Origin of the sequence: Methylophaga sp. UBA2689 (assembly GCA_002354555.1) — a bacterium.
Taxonomy (GTDB): domain Bacteria; phylum Pseudomonadota; class Gammaproteobacteria; order Nitrosococcales; family Methylophagaceae; genus Methylophaga.
In genome coordinates this window covers 10,569-16,296 of record DELT01000059.1, presented here as the reverse complement: position 1 = coordinate 16,296, position 5,728 = coordinate 10,569, and the positions used below count along the sequence as shown (strand labels likewise).

Here is a 5,728-nt window from a genome sequence, read left to right as displayed (position 1 = left end):
ATTACCTTATATCCCATAAACTCCAATTGCGAAATAACATAATTGCGAACCAATTCATCATCTTCAACAACAAGTATGCTTTCATTGCCGATTTGCGGTTGAATATGCAGTACAGAAGCGTTTTCTGCCGTCGCAACCTCCTCAGGTGAGCGGGGTAAATACAGTCTGATGGTCGTTCCCTGACCGACTTCCGAATAAACGTTTATGTGACCATAACTCTGTCGGGCAAATCCATAGACCATCGCCAAACCAAGACCGGTACCCTTATCTTTGCTTTTTGTGGTGTAGAACGGTTCAAACACTTTATCCAGATTCTCTGGAGCAATACCTACCCCGGTATCTGACACCCCAATGATGACATAATCACCCGGGGTAACATCGTGTTGTGAACCATAGTCTTCGGAGAGTGAAACATTGAGTGTTTCAATTAATAACCTGCCACCTGATGGCATCGCATCACGCGCATTGATGGCCAGATTCAACAGTGCATTTTCCAATTGTCCCGGATCTACCTGCGCCAACCAGAGATCTGGTTCCAACGCCAGCTCAAGCTGAATCGCCTCGCCAATTGATCGGCTTAGTAACCCCTGAAAATTATTTAATAATTGATTGGCATCAATATGTTTTGGATCCAGTGCCTGCTTTCTGGAAAAGGCCAGCAAACTGCGAATTAATTCTGCTCCGCGGTCTGCTGCTTCCTGGATCATTTCAGACAGGCCACGTAGTTTGGAATCGCTGGCAAGTGACTCAGTAATAATTTCGGCATTGCCGACAATGACTGTCAACAAATTATTAAAGTCATGAGCGACGCCACCGGTTAATTGACCAACGGCTTCCAATCGTTGGGATTGCCGTAATTTTTCTTCTATTTCAAGACGATCGGTTATATCCGTAATACCACCAACCATTCGGATTGCTTCGTTAGCGTTATTGTAAATAACATAACCCCGGTCAATAACATCTGCATAGTCCCCATCCTGACGTTGAAACTTATAGTTCTCTGACCAGCTCTGCTGTTGGGTTTCAATTGCTCGCTTAAGGTTGTTTAGGACTCGATTACGCTCATCAGGATGAATGCGTTTTTCCCAGCCTTTAATAGAAGGTTTTTTTGATTGGGTATCAATGCCAAACAAGGTTGCAAAACTATCGCTCCACCAAAGTTCGTTTGTCAGCAGATCCCAGTCCCAGATCGCATCGTTGGTTGCTTTGGATAATAATTGAAAGCGTTGCTCACTCTCCCTAATATTGGCGTCTGCTTCTTTTTGCAGCGTAATATCGGTCATGTAGCCTTCAATCGCTACTATGTTGCCGTCTTTATCTCTTACACCGCTACCCTGCTCCCAAAACCAGCGAATACCACTATCTTTATGAATTATTCGATACTCGACCTGAAACGGCTGGTTTTGCTCAATTGCTTTTATTGTTTCAACATACATCTTCTCGCGATCATCTGGATGGATAAGGCTGGCAAATTCAATCCGCTGGTTGNNGCCTCGGCAAGCTTGGTATTGGTAATATTTTCTGTGATGGCAATAAGATGCAACGGATTGCCACTGTCATCACGTTGCAAGGTGATACTTAATCTTGCCCAGACCGTTTCTCCGGTTTTATGGATGTAGCGTTTTTCCAGAATACGGCTATCAAGGATACCAAGCAGAATATCGCTTATTTCCTGCTGGTTTTGTTCTTTATCATCGGGATGGGTAAGCTGATGAAAATCCAGTTGCGTCAGTTCTTCAGCGGAATACCCCAGCATTTCACAATAAGCTTGATTGCATTCCAGAAAACGGCCGTCTGTTGAGGCAATGGCAACACCGGTAGCCGCGTCCTGAAATGCTTGACGAAAGCGGCTTTCGCTACGACGAATTCGTTCTTCATTGCGGTGCTTGGAAATGGCAATAGAAATAATTTTTGATATACGCTCGATAGTATCAAGCTGCTCGGGTTCCGGGGTTTTTACCGTGTTGTGATAAATGGCAAAAGTCGCGATAACATTCTGTTTTTCATCGAACACGGGATGAGACCAGCAAGCCCTTAAATCATAAGCCAGTGCAAAGTTGCGATAATTTTCCCACAGAGGATCATGTTCAATATCAGATACAATGACGGGTCGTTTAAGAAAGGCGGCTGTTCCGCATGAGCCCGCTACAGGGCCTATAGGCTCGCCATGAATAGCATCGTTATAACTGACGGGTAAATTTGGTGCTGAACCATGCAGCAGACGTTTACTCTCTTCATCAATCAACAAAATGGAAGCGATGGTATGGGGCAGAATTTCTTCGATCCCCAGTACAATTTGCTCCATAATCTGATGTAAATCCTGTGAAGAAGCCACGGCTTCAACCATACTGGATTCCAGCTTTTGTATCATCTCCAGGCGTTTACGTTCAGTGATATCGATAATCATGCCCAGGCGACGAATTTCCTGGCCACTGCCATTAAAGACTGATTTGCCACATTCAAATAACCAGCGAATGGTTGCGTCGTCTTTACGGGTAATTCGATATTCAGCTTCAACTATGCCGCTATTACTGGGTTTTGCCCGCGCTGACTCAAGAGGCTCTATATCTTCTGGCAGAATAAACTGCTGAAAACTTTCTATTGTGCCCTCAAATTCTTCCAGCGTTATCCCGAATAATTCGGCCGTTTGTTCAGACCAGATGACTTTGTCATTGAGCAAGTTGATTTCCCAGCTCCCCATATGGCCGATTCGCTGGGTTTCATCCATTAAACGCAACAAATGGTCAGTATGGCTGATTTGCTGGCGTATGTCGGTCAAATCCAATACGGTGCCAAACAATTCATTTTTTTCTGGCATCCAGGTTGCTCTTTGCCGTACAAAGCGCACCTGGTTTTCTGCAGTTAATATGCGGTGACACAAGTCAATATCAGTCTGGTTTTCAATCGCGGTCTTAAAAAGGCGAGAAACATGATCTTTTTCGTTTGGGTGAACAAGCTGCATCAGCCCCGGTAGCGTTGGAGTAAAGTTATCAGCTGATTTTGCAAAAATTTCAAATGCTTGTGGTCCCCACCATAAATAATCCGTATCTGAGTGATAGATCCAATGACCTATTAAGGTAGGTGATGCCCCTAAATCAGATGAAACCCATTGTTGGGCCGGCCCAGGCAAAATTTCACTTGATAAAATAACCAGTAATTTGTTGTCATCATCATCACGCACTAGCGTCGCAGGATAGCGTTGTGCATCATGGGTACTGATAAGCGTTAATGGTGACTGAAATGGGGATTTTGGAATGAAAACGTTTTTATCAAGTTCTTCGGCAAAAAATGCTTCAAATGGTAAACCAATGATATCGTTTTCGTCTGAGGCTTTAATTAAACGCAATGCCTCTGAGTTTGCGGTTAACAGTAAATTATCACGAAAGATAAAAACAGCTTGATTGTGCTGATTCATTAGCACGGTTAACAGATAATCATGAGCCTCAGAGTTATTACTCAATTTGTCACCCACTTCTGGTTAATTCAGGCCTACACTGCTAACAAAGATATAACAGAGTAAGCCTGAACGGCTAGTGAAATCTTAAATTTTGAACTGACTAATTTGTGTTTCCAGGCCATTCGCCAGTCTGGCCAGTTCCTGACTGGTTAAAGTGGTTTGATTGGTGCTTTCAGCATTTTCTTCAGCAACCTGAGCGATACTGACAATATTTCGGTTTATCTCTTCAGCTACTGCTGACTGTTCTTCTGCCGCGCTGGCAATATGCGTATTCATATCACGAATAGATGCAACTGATTCAGCAATAACGTCCAGAGATTCACCGGCTTTCTCTGCTTTCTCAACACTGCGGTTAGCCTGTTCAAGCTCTTCATCCATTACCTGAACCGATTTTTCGGCTTCTTTTTGCAGGCGTTCAATGATTTTTTTGATTTCTTCAGTGGAGTCATGACTACGTTTGGCAAGGGTTCTGACTTCATCTGCCACCACGGCAAATCCTCTACCCGACTCACCCGCTCTGGCAGCCTCAATCGCTGCATTTAAAGCCAATAAATTGGTTTGCTCGGCAATCCCTTGAATCACGGTCAATACACTACCAATATTTTCGCTCTCTTTTTGTAAATCTTTGATTGATACTGCCCCCATTTCCACCTGTTTTGCCAGTTGCTTGATGCCATCAATTGCATCAATCACCACTTGTTTTCCGGCTTTGGTTTCATTATCTGCTGTACGCGAAGCCTCAGCTGCCTGTGAGGCATAACGTGCCACTTCCTGAACGGTTGCCGCCATTTCATTCATTGCAGTGGCAACCTGTTCACTATCGCTTTGCTGGCTCATTACACCACGACTTGTCTGACCGGTAATGACAGTTAATTCTTCAGCAGCCACGTTGAGCTGTCTGGAAGAGTCAAAGACTTCCTGAATCAGGTTACTGAAAACGCCCATCATCTGATTGAAAACATGCGCCATCTGTACTATTTCATCTTTACCTTCTACATCTGCGCGCTCTGTGAGATCTTTATTTTGCTGTGCCCGTTTCATTACTTCAGCAAGCAAGTTTATGGGGTTCACTACACTACGACTGATGAATTGGGATAACAAAATCAAAATAACTAAAATCAGCGCAATTGAAATAATAGCTGTAATAAAAATGGATTTTTCGTGCGCCACAACTTCATCGGTTATTTGCTCCGATGTGTTATTAAGTAAGTCCTGTATTTGATAAACAATTGACCGCATTTCGCCAATCTGACCTAAATCTTCGTTAAAGCCAAATTGTTGTTCAGCATTGACCAGCTGGGTAAAGTCATCGCTGTATTTGCTCATCAAATCTGATATCTGGCGTTGCTCAAAGTCACTTAAATAACTTTGTTGTAAATTCTGATAAAAAACGCTGAGGTTATTATTAAAGGTTTCGACGTAACTCACATCTCTACGCAACATAAAATCTTTCTCATTACGGCGTAGCATCAGCATATCTTTCAATAAAGCATCATTTTGGAAATTGCCAAGCATCTTTTCTGCTTCCTGGACGGAACGGCGGAGATTGCCATAAAGTCCTTCTTTATGACTGAGTCCGATAGTCTGCCGTAAAGCTACTATCTCATTGAATGAGGTGTGATATTTTTCGATTAAAGTGAGCAGTTGCGGAATCTGTTCAATCTGAATATTTTCCGATTGCAGATCGGAATCCAACTGAGAGAGCTGTTGTGTTATCAAGCTGATATTGTCATTAAATTCAGTCTGATATTTCAGATCCTGACGGTGCAGGAAATCTTTTTCATCTATTCTTAGGTTTCGCATCGTGGTTTCAGCCTGAAGACTCAATGCAGCAGATTGACCAATTTGTACAAGCGAATGCATGCCAAGGCTAAGGATCACTGCCAGAATGATAATCCCGACAACCATAAGACTACTTAACAGCAACATTTTTGCTTTGACTGATAATGACTTCAACATAGTGTCTCCAGGGGTAACGGGATTATTTCCTAATAATTCCTCTATCGTCTTCCTGGGGTAAAACTTTAAAAATTCACATTAAAAAAAGCAGCCAATTGAATTAGGGACTGTTGATATTACAAAGCCACCACTGCTGGAGGCTATTTTTGTGTCCGACAAGGCGGAAATGTTGCAATGTGGTTGTTCTACATAAATCAATTCCAACGTAGTTAGGCGGAAAAATAGCCCCACCCCTGCGGGTTGTGACTGAAAAAGCGCCACTCTACGTTGCTCGTCACTTATTTAGAAAAACTACAAAAACGTCAGGAACGT

Annotated in this window: 3 protein-coding genes; all 3 read right to left on the bottom strand. The window is 43.0% G+C overall.

Annotated features, from left to right (window positions below; genetic code table 11):
* Positions 1-1,436: hybrid sensor histidine kinase/response regulator (locus B3M51_RS07070; RefSeq protein WP_292757881.1), on the bottom strand; the 1,436-nt coding region annotated here is incomplete at its 3' end.
* Positions 1,418-3,460: a PAS domain-containing protein gene (locus B3M51_RS07065; RefSeq protein WP_292757879.1), complete on the bottom strand. Its 2,043-nt coding sequence runs from the start codon at positions 3,458-3,460 to the stop codon at positions 1,418-1,420. The genes B3M51_RS07065 and B3M51_RS07070, both read right to left, overlap by 19 nt.
* A gap of 81 nt (positions 3,461-3,541) precedes the next feature.
* A complete protein-coding gene (locus tag B3M51_RS07060; RefSeq protein ID WP_292757877.1) occupies positions 3,542-5,416 on the bottom strand; it encodes a methyl-accepting chemotaxis protein in 1,875 nt (624 codons plus the stop codon).
* Positions 5,417-5,728 lie beyond the last annotated feature (312 nt).